Annotated in this window: 12 protein-coding genes; 10 read left to right on the top strand and 2 right to left on the bottom strand. The window is 72.3% G+C overall.

The features are described from left to right. Positions 1 to 53 precede the first annotated feature (53 nt). Positions 54 to 1,352: a flagellar hook protein FlgE gene (gene flgE / locus J8J14_RS12015; protein WP_209379749.1), complete on the bottom strand. Its 1,299-nt coding sequence runs from the start codon at positions 1,350 to 1,352 to the stop codon at positions 54 to 56. 211 nt (positions 1,353 to 1,563) lie between these two features. Here flgE and fliK point away from each other — a divergent pair, with 211 nt between their 5' ends. The 10 genes from fliK (at position 1,564) to J8J14_RS11965 (ending at position 12,545) form a co-directional block, all read left to right on the top strand. Then, positions 1,564 to 2,988, top strand: a complete 1,425-nt coding sequence (gene fliK, locus J8J14_RS12010; RefSeq protein WP_209379748.1) for a flagellar hook-length control protein FliK — start codon at positions 1,564 to 1,566, stop codon at positions 2,986 to 2,988. Positions 2,989 to 3,000: 12 nt separating this feature from the next. Then, positions 3,001 to 3,666 (top strand): flagellar hook assembly protein FlgD, encoded by a 666-nt coding sequence (locus J8J14_RS12005; protein ID WP_209379747.1) that lies wholly within the window; start codon positions 3,001 to 3,003, stop codon positions 3,664 to 3,666. Positions 3,667 to 3,837: 171 nt separating this feature from the next. Beyond that, complete coding sequence (gene fliF, locus J8J14_RS12000; protein ID WP_209379746.1) at positions 3,838 to 5,490, top strand: flagellar basal-body MS-ring/collar protein FliF; 1,653 nt, start codon at positions 3,838 to 3,840, stop codon at positions 5,488 to 5,490. 2 nt (positions 5,491 to 5,492) lie between these two features. Further along, on the top strand, positions 5,493 to 6,482 hold the full coding sequence (gene fliG / locus J8J14_RS11995) for a flagellar motor switch protein FliG (RefSeq protein ID WP_209379745.1): 990 nt from the start codon (positions 5,493 to 5,495) through the stop codon (positions 6,480 to 6,482). After that, the gene (locus J8J14_RS11990; protein WP_209379744.1) at positions 6,482 to 7,102 is read left to right on the top strand and encodes a FliH/SctL family protein; all 621 of its coding nucleotides are present in this window, start codon (positions 6,482 to 6,484) and stop codon (positions 7,100 to 7,102) included. The genes fliG and J8J14_RS11990 overlap by 1 nt, the downstream gene beginning before the upstream one ends. Then, on the top strand, positions 7,099 to 7,416 hold the full coding sequence (fliN, locus tag J8J14_RS11985) for a flagellar motor switch protein FliN (RefSeq protein ID WP_245215706.1): 318 nt from the start codon (positions 7,099 to 7,101) through the stop codon (positions 7,414 to 7,416). The genes J8J14_RS11990 and fliN overlap by 4 nt, the downstream gene beginning before the upstream one ends. After that, positions 7,413 to 8,801, top strand: a complete 1,389-nt coding sequence (locus tag J8J14_RS11980; protein ID WP_209379743.1) for a sigma-54-dependent transcriptional regulator — start codon at positions 7,413 to 7,415, stop codon at positions 8,799 to 8,801. Before fliN ends, J8J14_RS11980 begins: the two co-directional genes overlap by 4 nt. A gap of 6 nt (positions 8,802 to 8,807) precedes the next feature. Next, entirely contained in the window at positions 8,808 to 10,859 is a 2,052-nt protein-coding gene (flhA, locus tag J8J14_RS11975) for a flagellar biosynthesis protein FlhA (protein WP_209379742.1), read from the top strand. A gap of 40 nt (positions 10,860 to 10,899) precedes the next feature. Beyond that, positions 10,900 to 11,799, top strand: a complete 900-nt coding sequence (locus J8J14_RS11970; protein ID WP_209379741.1) for a P-loop NTPase family protein — start codon at positions 10,900 to 10,902, stop codon at positions 11,797 to 11,799. Further along, positions 11,796 to 12,545 carry a nucleotide-binding protein gene (locus J8J14_RS11965; protein ID WP_209379740.1) on the top strand — a complete coding sequence of 250 codons (750 nt, stop codon included), beginning with the start codon at positions 11,796 to 11,798 and terminating at the stop codon, positions 12,543 to 12,545. Before J8J14_RS11970 ends, J8J14_RS11965 begins: the two co-directional genes overlap by 4 nt. Here the strand turns inward: J8J14_RS11965 and J8J14_RS11960 are convergent. Further along, a complete protein-coding gene (locus J8J14_RS11960; protein WP_209379739.1) occupies positions 12,542 to 13,174 on the bottom strand; it encodes an FMN-binding negative transcriptional regulator in 633 nt (210 codons plus the stop codon). The genes J8J14_RS11965 and J8J14_RS11960 overlap by 4 nt on opposite strands. Between the last annotated feature and the right edge of the window lie 18 nt (positions 13,175 to 13,192).

Here is a 13,192-nt window from a genome sequence, read left to right as displayed (position 1 = left end):
TGTCTCCGGCGCGGCGGCAGGCGCCGCGCCATCATGATGGGTGCCGCGCGCCATCACCGGCGCATGTTCAGCGTGTCCTGCAGCAGCTCATCGGCCGCGGTCACGATCTTCGTGTTCGCCGAATAGGCGCGCTGGGCGAGGATGAGCTTGGAGAATTCCGAGGCGATATCGACGTTGGAGCTTTCGAGCGAGGAGCTGACGATCTTGCCGCTGCCATTCGACGAGGGGTCGTTCACCCGCGCCTCCCCGCTCTCCTGCGTGCGCAGATAGGCCTGGCCATCGGCCTTCTGCAGCTTGTCCGGATCGGAAAAGGTGACGATCGGCACGCGCCCGATCACGCGGGACTGGCCGTTGTCGTAGTTCACGGTCAGGTCGCCATTGTCGTTCAGGGACACGGTGGAGAAGCTGCCCAGCGGCACGCCATCCTGCGAGATGTCGCGCAGCGTGTATTCCTGCCCCGAATACTGCGTCATGCCCGATGCCACGTTGAAGCTGCCCAGGTTGAGCTGGATGGTCTGGGCGCCCTGGCCGAAATCAGCGGCGAAGCTGACCACGGCCGGATCGCCGGATACGGCCGCGCTGCCCGTGAGGCCCGCGGCGGTGCCGAAGGACCCGATCGTTCCCGCCGGGGTGGCGGGGCTGGCCGCCGTGCCGAAATTCACCTCGATGGTACGGGTGGTAACGCCGGATGTGTCGTCCGGAATGTCCATGGACAGCTGCCACTGGTTGGTGCCCGTGTTGGTCCAGGTCATGTCCACCGCGTGCAGCCGGCCCAGGCTGTCATAGATCTGGATCTGCGCCGTCACGGGCACGGTGGTGGAATCCGCGGGCAGATTGGCAGAGAGGTTCACATTGCCTGTCGCGACGGGGTTGTAGACCGACTGATCCACGCGCAGCGGCTTGATGGTGGAACGGTCCGGATTGCCTTCGGAATCCGCGCCCCATCCCTGCAGGTAATAGCCCTGGCCGTTCACCAGATAGCCATCCGTGTTCATCTTGAAGTCGCCGGCGCGCGTGTAATAGGTGCGCGCGTCGAAGGTCGGCAGCCCGTTCTCCGCGCCGCGCGGCATGGCCACGGCGAACATGCCCTGCCCCGCGATCGCCATGGCCAGCGGGTTGTCGGATTGCTGCACCGTGCCCTGCACGGTGTTGGTGTAGTCCGGCCGCGCCGCCACCGATCCGGGCTGGTTCACGTGCAGGGTGGAACGCGTGACATAGGACACGAAGTTGGTGTCCGTGCGCTTGAAGCCGGTGGTCTGGCTGTTCGCCACATTGTCCGCCACATGCCCGAGTGCGCGGGACTGCGCGGCCAGGCCGCTGATGGCCGTGTTCATCGAGGCGTAGAGCGACATGCCGGGCTCCGTTGCGGGTTGGTGCCCCGGTCCGGGCGCAACCCCCATGCCAGCACCGCCGCCAGCGCCGGGGGGCCTGGGGTGCCGGGATGCGGCAAGGCTTGCCGCCCTGTCGGCGATGGATGCCGCCCCTGGCCCGGCCCGGGCTGGCAGGGCGCTTGCGCGGCGGCGCCCGCCCCGTGGCAGCACGGGCAAGCAGCCGGAGCAGAGCATGGACCCGCTGGGGATGCCGCCGATCACCCTGTCGCCGCGCGGTGCCGCCGCGACGGTCCCGCCCGGCGCCTTCGCCATGGCCATGGATGCGGCGACGGGCATCCTGCCCGCAGACCTCGCCCTGGTGGAGGCCGGCGCGTTGGAGGCCGCCATGCCGGGCGCCGCCCCGCCGGCGCGGCCCGCAGCGGGCCCCGTGCCGCCCTCGCCCCGGCCCGCGATCCCCGCCATGCCCGGAATGTTCGAGGAGGCCAGCCTCCCCGGTGCCGCGCCCCTCGCGACGGCCCCTATCCCCGCACCGGCCACGCAGCAGCCGGCACCGGCGCCGGCCTCCATCGCCGCCGCGCCGGATGCGGAAGCGGAGGAAGGCAGGGGGGATTCGGAGCCCCTCGCCGGGAAAGAGCCAACTCCGATGCCCACCCCCGCCGATATGGCCGCGCCACCCGCCTCCATCCTGGCAGGCGCGGCCCCCTCCCTTCTGCCTCCGCCCGAGCTGGCAGTGGGTATCCAGGCGCCGCCGGATGCGAGCCGCGAAGCCGGCGCATCACCTGCGGGCCTTCCGCTCGCGTCGCCTCCCGCCGCCGCGCCAGTGCAGCAAGCCGCGGCGGGATCGGCGGAAGCCGGGGAGCTGGTCCAGGAGCCGCCATCCCCCGTCACGGGGAGGCAGGCCGGGGCGGCGCCGGCGGCACGGGAAGCCCGTGCGCCGGCCCGGACCGCGCCGGCCGCCTCGCCGTCTGCCCCATTCCCCACGCCCGATGCCCAGGCCTCGCCGGAACCTCCCGGCGGCAAGCGGCTCCTCGCCTCGCTCGCCCCCAGCCACAAGCCGGACCTTCCGCAGGACAGGCTGGAGAGCACCGGTCCCGGCGGAGTAGCCATGCCCGGTGCGGAATCGCTCCTCTCCGGATCCTTTCAGCCCAGTCCGGCAGCGGATGGCATTCGGGCCCTGCTCCCTCATCCGGCAGCACCGCCCGCCCCTGCCCGCCCTGCGCCGCGGGCCATCCCGGCGGAGCAGGTGGCGCCTGTCGCCATCGCCCTCGCGCTCGGTGGCGGCGCGGAGGGGAGGATCTCGATCAGCCTGGATCCGGTGGAGCTGGGCCGGGTGGAGGTGGTCGTGGAGCGCCTGGGCGACGCCGCGCATGTCCAGGTGGCGGCCGAGCGCCCGGAAACCCTCGCCCTTCTGGCGCGCGACGGCGCGACGCTGGACCGCGCCCTGGGAGGCGCCGGGATCGGCGGCGAGGGCGGGCGCAGCCTCAGCTTCTCCCTGCTCGGTGGCGATGCCGGGGGCTCTGCCGGCGGGGCCATGGGCGACCAGGGCGAACGCCCGCGCGGCGGTGGCCAGGGCGCTTGGCGAGGCCCCGCTTCCGCCGGTGGGGAAGCGCCGGCCCGCCGCCACGCCCTTCTCGGCCTTCTCGACATCGCGATCTGAGGGAACCCAGCCATGGCCATTGCCGGTACCAGCAGCGCCACCGCGGGCAGCGAAACCGCCACGGGCGGCGCCCGCGCGCGGCTCGTGGGGAATTTCGACACCTTCCTCACCTTGCTAACGACGCAGCTGAAGAACCAGTCGCCCACCGATCCGCTGGATACGAACCAGATGACCGCGCAGCTCGTGCAGTTCGCCTCCGTCGAGCAGCAGATCGCGATGAACGCCAATCTGGGGCAGATGGTCTCGCTGCAGCAGACCGCCCAGCTCACGGCCGCCTCCCCCATGCTGGGGCGGCGCGTGGAGGTGGAGGGTGATGTCCTGCCCCTGCAGAACGGCAGTGCGACGGTCCGCCTGCCGGCTGCAGGCACGGCCCGGGTGGCACGCGTGGCCATCCTGGACAGCAATGGAAAGATGCTGCGCGAGGCGCAGGTCACGCTGGGCACGGAGAGCAAGGACTGGGTCTGGAACGGGCGCGACTCCACCGGGAAGCAACTGCCCGACGGCGCCTACCGCATTGCCGTCACCGGGGCGGGAGCGGATGGGGACGCGGTGCCGGCCAGCTTCAGCGTGGTGGGCACGGCGACGGCGGCGGAGCGCGTGGATGGCGCGCTGCGCCTGCGCATGGGAGCCGCGAGCTACGGCTTCGACAAGGTGCGCTCCGTCACCGCGGGCAGCTGAGCCGGGGCGGGTAACGCGCCCTTAACCCCTCCCGGCAAGGATTGCCGGGCCGGCAGGAGGCCGGCCTGAGGGGAAGGCACGATGCCAGAGCGCTTCATGGAAAAGGGCGCCATGCGGCAGGGAACAACCTGGCCGGGCGTGACCGCGCGGCCGGCGGGAAGCGGCCGCTAGATGGGCGCCTTCCTGGCCCAGCTCCGCGCCTTCGGCCCTGCCCGGCTCGGTGCCATGGCCGCCACCGCGCTCGCCGTGCTCGGGCTGCTTGCCTGGTTCGGCATGCGGGCGGGGCAGCCCGGCATGGCCGTGCTCTATTCCGAGCTGGACCCGCGCGATGCCGGGGCCGTGGTGGCCTCGCTGGAGCGGCAGAAGGTCGCCTATCGCCTCGGAACGAATGGCGGAACCGTGCTCGTGCCCGAGGAGCTGGTGCCACGGCTCCGCCTCTCCCTGGCGCGCGAGGGGCTGCCCGCCGGAGGTCATGTCGGCTGGGAGATCTTCGACCGCGGCGAGAGCCTGACCACCACCCCCTTCCAGCAGGACGTGAACCGGCTGCGCGCGATGGAGGGCGAGCTCTCCCGCACCATCCGCGGCCTCGCCGGGGTGCGGGCGGCGCGCGTTCATCTCGTGCTGCCGCGGCGGGAGGCGTTTTCGCGCCAGCCCGCCGAGGCGCAGGCGAGCGTGGTGCTGACCATGCAGGGCGTGCAGCGGCTGGACCGGGAGGGCGTGCAGGCCGTCCTGCATCTCGTCGCCACCGCCGTGCCGGGGCTGCAGGCGCGCAGCATCTCGATCGTGGACAGCCGGGGCGAGTTGCTGGCGCGCGGCGGCCAGGCGCTTTCCGGCCCTGCCGCGGCCGCGACGCAGGAGGAGTTGCGCCGCGCGGAGGCCCTGCGGATTGCCCGAGCCGTGGAGGAGATGCTGGAGCGCAGCCTGGGCGCAGGCCGCGTGCGGGCCGAGGCGGCGGTGGAGATGGATTTCGACCGCGTGCAGACCACCGAGGAGCGCTTCGACGCCGAGAACCAGGTACCGCGCAGCGTGCAGAGCAGCCAGGAGCAGTCGCGCGGGGCGGAAGGCGGGAATGTCTCGGTGGCCAACCAGCTTCCGGGCGCCGAGCCGCCGGGCGGCGCCGCCTCGCAGGAGAGCAAGTCGGAGGAGACGACGAATTACGAGATCGGCAAGACCGTGCGGAGCACGTTGCGCGAACATCCCGTGCTGCGCCGGCTCTCGGTCGCTGTTCTTGTGGATGGGGTCTGGGAAGGCACGCCGCCCGCCTTCCGCGAGCGCAGCGCGGAGGAGCTGGCCCGTATCGCCACCCTCGTCCGCAGCGCCATCGGCTTCGACGAGCGGCGCGGGGACCGGGTGGAGGTGGTTTCCATGCGCTTCGCCCAGCCCGAAGGCGGGGACAACCCGGCCGATGCCGGCCTGCTGGGGCTGGGCGTCGGCCCGGCCACACTGGCCCGCCTGGCGGAATCCGCGATCTACGCGCTGGTGGCGCTGATCGCCATCCTGCTGGTGATGCGTCCCATGGCGAGCCGGCTGACAGCGGTGCTGGTTCCGCAGCCCGCGCTGGCCGGCGGCGGCAGCGCGGCCACGGCGTTGCCCGGCGGCGCGGCCGGCACCACGGCCGCGCTGGCCGGTACCGCCGGTGTTGCCGGTATCGCCGCCCTGCCCGGCCCGGAGGGCGGGGCTGGCGCCGATGAGATGGTGAGCCTGGACAATGTGCAGGGCCAGCTCCGCGCCTCCTCCGTGGCGAAGGTGAACGCGTTGATGGACGCGCATCCGGATGAGGGCCTGGCCGTGATCCGCCGCTGGCTGGCGCCGGAGGAGGATTGAGCATGAAGCTGACCGGGCCGCAGAAGGCGGCGATCCTCATCCTCACCCTGGGCGACGCCCATTCGGAACGCCTCTTCTCCCGCCTGCATGAGGACGAGATCAAGGATGTCTCGGCGGCGATGGCCACGCTGGGGGCGGTCGATGCATCCGTGGTCGAGGACCTGTGCAAGGAGTTCTCCGACAGCCTCGGCGCCACGGGCAAGCTCATCGGCTCCTACGAGACGACGGAGCGGATGCTGCTGAAGACGCTTCCGCCCGATCGCGTGGCGCAGATCATGGAGGAGATCCGCGGCCCGGCCGGGCGCACCATGTGGGACAAGCTCGGCAATGTTTCGGAGGCCGTGCTCGCGAACTACCTGAAGAACGAATACCCGCAGACCGTGGCGGTCGTGCTCTCCAAGGTGCGGCCGGACCATGCGGCGCGCGTGCTCGCCCTCCTGCCGGAAGGCTTCGCCATGGAAGTGGTGATGCGGATGCTGCGCATGGAGACGGTGCAGAAGGAGGCGCTGGAAGGCGTGGAGCGCACGCTGAAGATGGAGTTCATGAGCAACCTGGCCCGCGCCAGCCGCCAGGACAGCCATGAGGTGATGGCCGAGATCTTCAACAACCTGGACCGCGCGGCCGAGGGGCGCATCATGGCCGCGCTGGAGGAGCGCAACCATGAGAGCGCGGAGCGCATCCGCGCGCTGATGTTCACCTTCGACGATCTCGGCCGGCTGGATGGCCCGGGCGTGCAGCTCCTGCTGCGCAGCGTGGACAAGGATAAGCTCGCGCTCGCCCTGAAGGGTGCGAGCGACACGCTGAAGGACCTGTTCTTCCGCAACTTGTCCGAACGCGCGGCGAAGATGCTGAAGGACGATATCGCGGCGCTCGGCGCCGTGCGGCTGCGCGACGTGGATGAGGCGCAGGCGATGATGGTGGCGATGGCCAAGGACCTCGCCGCCTCCGGCCAGATCCAGCTGGAGGACGGCCAGGAGCCGATGATCGCCTGATGTCCCTCCTCCTCAGCGGCCTTCGTGGCCTCGCCCTTCCCGATCTCGATGCACCGGTCGCGCCTCCGCCCGAGCCGCCGGCCTCGCCTGGCCTGGAGGACATGCTTGAGGCCGCTCGGCGGGAGGGCCATGCGGCGGGGCTGCGCGAGGGCGAGGCGCGCGGCCGTGCCGCCGAGCAGGCATCCCGCGATGCGCTGGCGGAGGAGGCACTCCGCATCGCGCTCACCCAGTTCGATGGCGCGGCCGCCGTGGCGCGCGACGTGGCGGCCCGGAACGCGCGCGCCCTGGCCGAGCTGCTGGTGGGCATGGTGGATGCCGCCCTGCCCGGAGCCGCCGCGCGGGAGGCACCGGCCCTGCTGGAGACTTTGATGCGCGGCCTCGGCCCGGTTGAGGACGCGCCCGCCGGCGCCACGCTGCGCGTGCCGCCTGCCCTGCTCGCGCATGCCCAGGCCCGCTTCGGCGCATTCGGGCTTCCGATCGAGGCGGATGCGGGGTTGCCGGAAGGCGATGCGCGCATCGTCTGGCGGAATGGCGGCCTCGATCTCGATCTGTCCCGCCGCCGTGCCGCCATCCGGGAAGCGCTGGCGGCGCTTCGGCTTCCCCTGGAGGATGATGCATGAGCAGCAGCGGCTTCGAGCCTGTGGCGGCCAATGAGGCCGGCGAGCCACGCCCGCCCGGCAGCAGCCAGGGGCTGGACGCGGTCTATGACATTCCGGTGCAGGTGAGCGCGGTGCTGGGCCGCGCGACGCTGCAGGTGAGCCAGCTGCTGAAGCTCGGCCGCGGCGCCGTGGTGGAGCTTGACCGCAAGCTGGGCGAGGCGGTGGACATCTATGTCAACAACCGCCTGGTCGCGCGCGGGGAGGTGGTGATGGTCGAGGACAACCGCCTCGGCGTCACCATGACGGAAATCGTCAAGGCGGACCGCGCGGGATGACGCGCCTCCTGATCATCGGCAGCCTGGAGGCGGAGCTGGGCCATGCGGCGCGGATCGCCACCTCCCGCGGGGCGCGGCTGCGCCAGGCGGATGGGGTGACATCCGGCATGGCGCTGGCGCGGAGCGAGGGCTTCGACCTCATCCTGTGCGACGTGCTGCATGACGTCTCCTGGCTCGTCTCCTCGCTTGAGGCGGAGCGCATCGCGTGCCCCGTGGTGGCCTGCGGGCGGAACGCGGATGCGGCGGCGGCGGTGCGCGCCATCCAGGCCGGCGCGAAGGAGTTCCTGCCCCTCCCCCCCGATGCCGAGCTGATCGCCGCCATGCTCCAGGCCGCCGCCGGCGAGGCCGAAGGGCCGGTCCACCGCGACCCCGCCATGGCCGCCGTTCTGCGCCGGGCCGAGGGTGTGGCGCGGGCGGAGGCAAGCGTGCTCATCACCGGCGAGAGCGGCACGGGGAAGGAGGTACTGGCGCGCTACATCCACGCGCATTCGCGCCGCGCGAACGGCCCCTTCGTCGCGCTGAACTGCGCGGCGCTGCCGGAGGCGCTGCTGGAAAGCGAGCTGTTCGGCCATGAGAAGGGCGCCTTCTCCGGCGCGGTGGCGGCGCGGCGCGGCAAGTTCGAGCAGGCCGATGGCGGCACGCTGCTGCTCGACGAGATCGGGGAGATGGACCCGCGCCTGCAGGCCAAGATCCTGCGCGCCCTGCAGGAACGCGAGATCGATCGCCTGGGCGGCGCCGGACCGGTGAGGGTGGATGTGCGCATCCTCGCCGCCACCAACCGGGATCTGGCCGCCGAGGTGGCGGCGGGGCGCTTCCGCGAGGACCTGTTCTTCCGCCTCAACGTCGTCGCGCTCCGCATTCCCGCCCTGCGGGACAGGCCCGACGACATCCTGCCCATCGCCGAGCGTTTCGCCCGCCGCTACGCGGAGGCGAACGGCCTGCCCCTGCGCCGCTTCGCCGCCGCCGCCCGCGCCGCCCTGCTTTCCCATTCCTGGCCCGGCAATGTGCGGGAACTGGAGAACACCGTGCATCGCGCCGTGCTGTTGGCGGAGGGCGAGGAGATCGGGGCCGAGGCGGTGGAGCTGCACGTTCCCGTCCCCCGTGCCCCCGGCGCCGCCCAGGCCAGCATGGCCGAGCCCCAGCCCGCGCGCCCCATCGGGGTGGCGGCGCTGGTCGGGCGCCGGATGGAGGATGTGGAGCGGGACCTGATCCTCGAGACCCTCACCCATTGCCTGGGCAACCGCACCCGGGCGGCGGAGATCCTCGGCATTTCCATCCGCACGCTGCGGAACAAGCTGCATGAGTACCGGGCGGCGGGAACGCCGGTGCCCGTCGCCCCCGGGCAGATGCCCGTGGCGCCCTTCCCCTATGCCGCCATGGGCTAGCGGCGCATGGAACTGCCCCCCTGGCTGCGAAATCTCGGCGGTTCCACGGATGTGGCGCTGGCGGTCGGCGTCGGGCTGCTCATCGTGCTGCTGGTGGTGCCGCTGCCCGTGCCGCTGCTGGATGCGGGTCTGGCGCTCTCCGTCACCCTGTCCGTGCTCGTGCTGATGACGGCGCTGTTCCTGCAACGCCCGCTCGACTTCACCTCCTTTCCCACCATCCTGCTGCTGACCACCCTGCTGCGCTTGGCGCTGAACGTGGCCACCACGCGCACCATCCTTACCCATGGGCATGAGGGGCCGCAGGCGGCCGGGCATGTGGTCTCGGCCTTCGGCGGCTTCCTGATGGGTGGCGACGTACTGGTGGGCATGATCGTCTTCGCCATCCTGCTCGTCGTGAACTTCATGGTGGTCACGAAGGGCTCGGGCCGCATCGCGGAGGTGGCGGCGCGCTTCAGCCTGGATGCCATGCCAGGCAAGCAGATGGCCATCGATGCCGACCTTTCCTCCGGCCTCATCGACGACAAGGTGGCGCGGCAGCGGCGCATCGACCTGGAGGCGGAGAGCGGCTTCTACGGCGCCATGGATGGCGCGGCGAAATTCGTGCGCGGCGATGCCATCGCCGGGCTGATCGTCACCGGCATCAACCTCCTCGGCGGCATCGCCATCGGCGCGGGGCGGCACGGGCTGCCCTTCATGGAGGCGATCTCCACCTTTGCCTCGCTCACCGTGGGCGATGGCCTCGTCTCGCAGATCCCGGCCCTGCTCACCTCGGTGGCCGCCGGCATCGTGGTGACCAAGGGGGGCACGGAGGGCACGGCGGACAAGGCGCTGGTGAAGCAGCTGGGCCTGGCCAAGCCGCTCTGGATCGTGTCGGGTGCCGCGGCGATGCTGGGCTTCCTGCCCGGCATGCCGCTGATCCCCTTCCTGCTGCTCTCGGCGGGCTTCGCCGCCGGGGCCCGGAGCCGCGGCAAGGCCGACGGGGCGGCCGAGTCCGCCGCGGCCGCCCCGCCGGCCATCGCACCCGAGACGCCGATCACCGAGACGCTGCGGATCGACCTGCTGCGGGTGGAGCTGGGCTACGGCCTGCTCTCCCTGGCCGCCGGCGAGGGGCCGCGCCTGACCGAGCAGATCCGCAACCTGCGCAGGACCATCGCGCAGGAGATGGGCTTCGTGCTGCCCAGCGTGCGGCTGCAGGACAACCTGCACCTGCGCCCGCATGAATACGTGGTGCGGGTAAAGGAGATCGAGGCCGGGCGCGGGGAGCTGCGCATCCCGATGCAGCTGGCCATCGATCCCTCGGGCAACCGACCGGACATGCCGGGCGAACCCTGCGAGGAGCCCACCTTCGGCCTCCCCGCCCTATGGATCGAGGAGCACCGGAAGGAGGAGGCGCTGGCGCGCGGCTGCACCGTGGTGGATGGGGCCGGCGTGCTGGCGACGCATCTCACCGAGATCGTGCGCGAGAACATGCCGGAGCTGCTGAGCCATGCGGAGGCGCAGAAGCTGCTGGACGACCTGCCGCAGGAGCATGCCAAGCTGCTGGCGGACCTGATCCCGAACCAGATCACCACCGGCGGCGTGCAGCGCGTGCTACAGGCATTGCTGGCCGAGCGCGTTTCCATCCGCGATCTTCCCACCATCCTGGAAGGCATCCAGGAGGGGCTTTCCTCCGGTGCGCGGGGCGTGCCGGCCCTGGTAGCGGTGGTGCGCACGCGGCTCGCGCGCCAGCTTTCCGATGCGGCGCGCGGCCCCGCCGGCTACGTGCCCCTGATCGCGCTCTCGGCCGAATGGGAACAGGCCTTCGCGGAGGCGCTGATCGGGCCGGGCGAGGAGCGCCAGCTCGCCATGGCCCCGTCCCGGCTGCATGACTTCATGAACCGGGTGCGGGACGCCTTTGACCGCGCGACCGCGCAGGGCGAATCCCCCGTGCTGGTCTGCAGCCCCGCGCTGCGGGCCCATGTTCGCGCCATCGTCGAGCGCTTCCGCCCCGCGACCGCGGTGATGGCGCAAACCGAGATCCACCCCCGCGCGCGCATCCGCACGGTGGGGGCAGTGTGAACTTCACCTTCCGTTAACCCGCGCGGGCCAGCATTCATCCATGCGGCTTCGAGTCTTCCGTGCAGCCAGGATGGCCGATGCCATGGCGGAATGCCGCCAGGCGCTGGGCCCTGACGCGCTGATCCTCTCCACCCGGCGCACCGCTGCCGGGGTCGAGGTCACGGCCGCGCTTGAGCCGGCGGAGGAACCGCCGCCGCCCCCGCCCCTGCCCCCGAGTATCCCTGCCTCCGATCCGCTGGCACGGCACAACATGCCCGCCGCCTTGCGCGCGCGCCTTGGCGGGGGCGGCGCGACCGCCCTGGCGGCGGCGCTTCGCTTCGCAGCCCTGCCGGATGCGGCGCGGCAGCCCCTGGCCCTGGTGGGACCGCCCGGGGCGGGAAAGACCCTCAGCTGCGCCAAGCTCGCCACGCGGCTGGTGCTGGGCGGCGCTGCGCCGCTTGTCGCCACCGCCGATTCCCAGCGGGCCGGGGCGGCGGAGCAGATGGCGGCTTTCACGCGGGTCCTCGGCGTGCCGCTGGCCTCCGCGGCAAGCGGGGCCCAGTTGGCGGCGGCGCTGGCCCGCCGGGTGCCTGGCCAGCCCATGCTGCTGGACACGGCGGGCTGCGACCCCTTCGACCCGCCCCAGGCCGAGCAGCTCCTGGCGCTTCTCCGCGTCACGGAGGCCACGCCGCTGCTCATCCTGCCTGCCGGGCTGGATCCGGAGGAGGCGGCGGAAACCGCCCGCGCCTTTGCGGCGCTCGGTGCCCGGCACCTCCTGCCCACGCGGCTGGACGCGGCGCGGCGGCTGGGCAGCGTGCTCGCGGCCGCCCTTGCCGGCCCCCTCGCTCTGACCGAGGCCGGCACCGGCCCCGGCGCCGCGGATGGCCTCACCCCCCTCACCCCCGCCTGGCTCGCGGAACGCCTGACCGGCCCCGCCCGCCCCGCGCAGGAAGCCGCATGAGAAAGCCGCGTCTGATCGGTGTCGCCTCGGGCAAGGGAGGGGTGGGCAAGACCGTGCTGGCCATCGGGCTGGCCCAGGCCTTGGCGCGGCAGGGGCGGCGCGTGCTGCTGGCGGATGGCGATCTCGGCCTGGCCAATGTGGATGTGCAGCTCGGTCTGGATGCACGGCACGACCTGATGGCCGTGCTGAACCGGGAGGTGACATTGGCGGAGGCGGCGATCGCGGCGCAAGGCGGGTTCGACGTGCTTCCTGGCCGCTCCGGCTCCGGTGCCCTGGCGGCACTCGATCCTGGCTGGATCGAACGCTTCCTCCAGCTTCTGCGCGGCGCCCCGCAGGATGACGTGGTGCTGGATATCGGCGCGGGGCTGGACCCCGTGCCGCGTCGCCTCTCCGCCGCCTGCGACCTGCTGCTGGTGGTCGCGACCGACGAGCCCACAAGCCTCACCGATGCCTATGCCGTGCTGAAGCTGCACGCGCGGGATGCGCCGGCGGCGGATGCGCGGGTGGTGGTGAACATGGCGGCGGATGCCGCCGGCGGGGCCCGCACCCATGCGGCGCTGGACCGGGCCTGCCGCGGATTTCTCGGGCGCGGCGCCGCCCTGGCCGGGGTGGTGCGGCGGGACGCGCGGGTGCGGGACGCCATCCGGCATCAGGCGCCCCTGCTCACCCGCCATCCCGGCTGCAACGCGGCGCGCGATATCGAGGCGCTGGCGGATGCGCTGCTGGTTGCACGCGCTGCGGCTTAGTCCCCGCCGCGCGGGATCAGCGCGGCGGAAGCCCGCTCCGCCTCGCGCCCGCTGGCGGCCAGGCCTTCGGCCACGCCGGCGCGGTCCTCTGCATTGCGGTTCTGGCTCATCTTGCGCTTGCCCTCCAGCCGCACGATCGGCAGGCGCAGCCCGACAATGCCGCGAAGCTGGGCGCGGATGAAGCTTTCCGGCGCATCCGACACCGCCCAGGGCTCCGCGCGCGGGCTTTCATGAAGATCCGTCAGGCGCGTGACCACCTGCAGGAGCCGTTCCGCATCATCGAAGAACTCGGCCGGGCCATAGGCATGGACGGCGACATAGTTCCAGGTGGGCACCACCTTCCCCGTCTCGCGCTTCGTCGCGTACCAGGAGGGCGAGACATAGGCATCCGGCCCCATGAAGATGGCCATGGCATCGCCGGTGGCGGCCGCCTTCCATTGCGGATTGGCGCGGGCGACATGGCCGTAGAGCACGCCCATCTCGCCTTCCGTCTCGTCCAGGAACAGGGGCAGCGGCGTCGCCAGCAGCCCGTCCGGGGTGGCGGTGACGAGACTCGCCAGGCGCGCCTCGCGCATCACCGCGTGAAGAAGGGTGGGGTCCTCCTCGCGGAAGGCGGGCGGGATGTACATGGCGGCTTCCTCCTGCCC

The organism is Pararoseomonas baculiformis, from assembly GCF_017813395.1.
In the GTDB taxonomy this organism is placed as follows: Bacteria; Pseudomonadota; Alphaproteobacteria; order Acetobacterales; family Acetobacteraceae; genus Roseomonas; species Roseomonas baculiformis.
This window is presented reverse-complemented; position numbering and strand designations above follow the sequence as displayed.

Bases quoted from the DNA above. Each gene is read 5' to 3' on its own strand.
- J8J14_RS11990 (WP_209379744.1), top strand. From the start codon at position 6,482: ATGTCCCTCCTCCTCAGCGGCCTTCGTGGCCTCGCCCTTCCCGATCTC.
- fliN (WP_245215706.1), top strand. From the start codon at position 7,099: ATGAGCAGCAGCGGCTTCGAGCCTGTGGCGGCCAATGAGGCCGGCGAG.
- fliK (WP_209379748.1), top strand. From the start codon at position 1,564: ATGGACCCGCTGGGGATGCCGCCGATCACCCTGTCGCCGCGCGGTGCC.
- J8J14_RS12005 (WP_209379747.1), top strand. From the start codon at position 3,001: ATGGCCATTGCCGGTACCAGCAGCGCCACCGCGGGCAGCGAAACCGCC.
- J8J14_RS11970 (WP_209379741.1), top strand. From the start codon at position 10,900: ATGCGGCTTCGAGTCTTCCGTGCAGCCAGGATGGCCGATGCCATGGCG.
- fliG (WP_209379745.1), top strand. From the start codon at position 5,493: ATGAAGCTGACCGGGCCGCAGAAGGCGGCGATCCTCATCCTCACCCTG.
- flgE (WP_209379749.1), bottom strand. From the start codon at position 1,352: ATGTCGCTCTACGCCTCGATGAACACGGCCATCAGCGGCCTGGCCGCG.
- flhA (WP_209379742.1), top strand. From the start codon at position 8,808: ATGGAACTGCCCCCCTGGCTGCGAAATCTCGGCGGTTCCACGGATGTG.
- J8J14_RS11980 (WP_209379743.1), top strand. From the start codon at position 7,413: ATGACGCGCCTCCTGATCATCGGCAGCCTGGAGGCGGAGCTGGGCCAT.
- fliF (WP_209379746.1), top strand. From the start codon at position 3,838: ATGGGCGCCTTCCTGGCCCAGCTCCGCGCCTTCGGCCCTGCCCGGCTC.
- J8J14_RS11965 (WP_209379740.1), top strand. From the start codon at position 11,796: ATGAGAAAGCCGCGTCTGATCGGTGTCGCCTCGGGCAAGGGAGGGGTG.
- J8J14_RS11960 (WP_209379739.1), bottom strand. From the start codon at position 13,174: ATGTACATCCCGCCCGCCTTCCGCGAGGAGGACCCCACCCTTCTTCAC.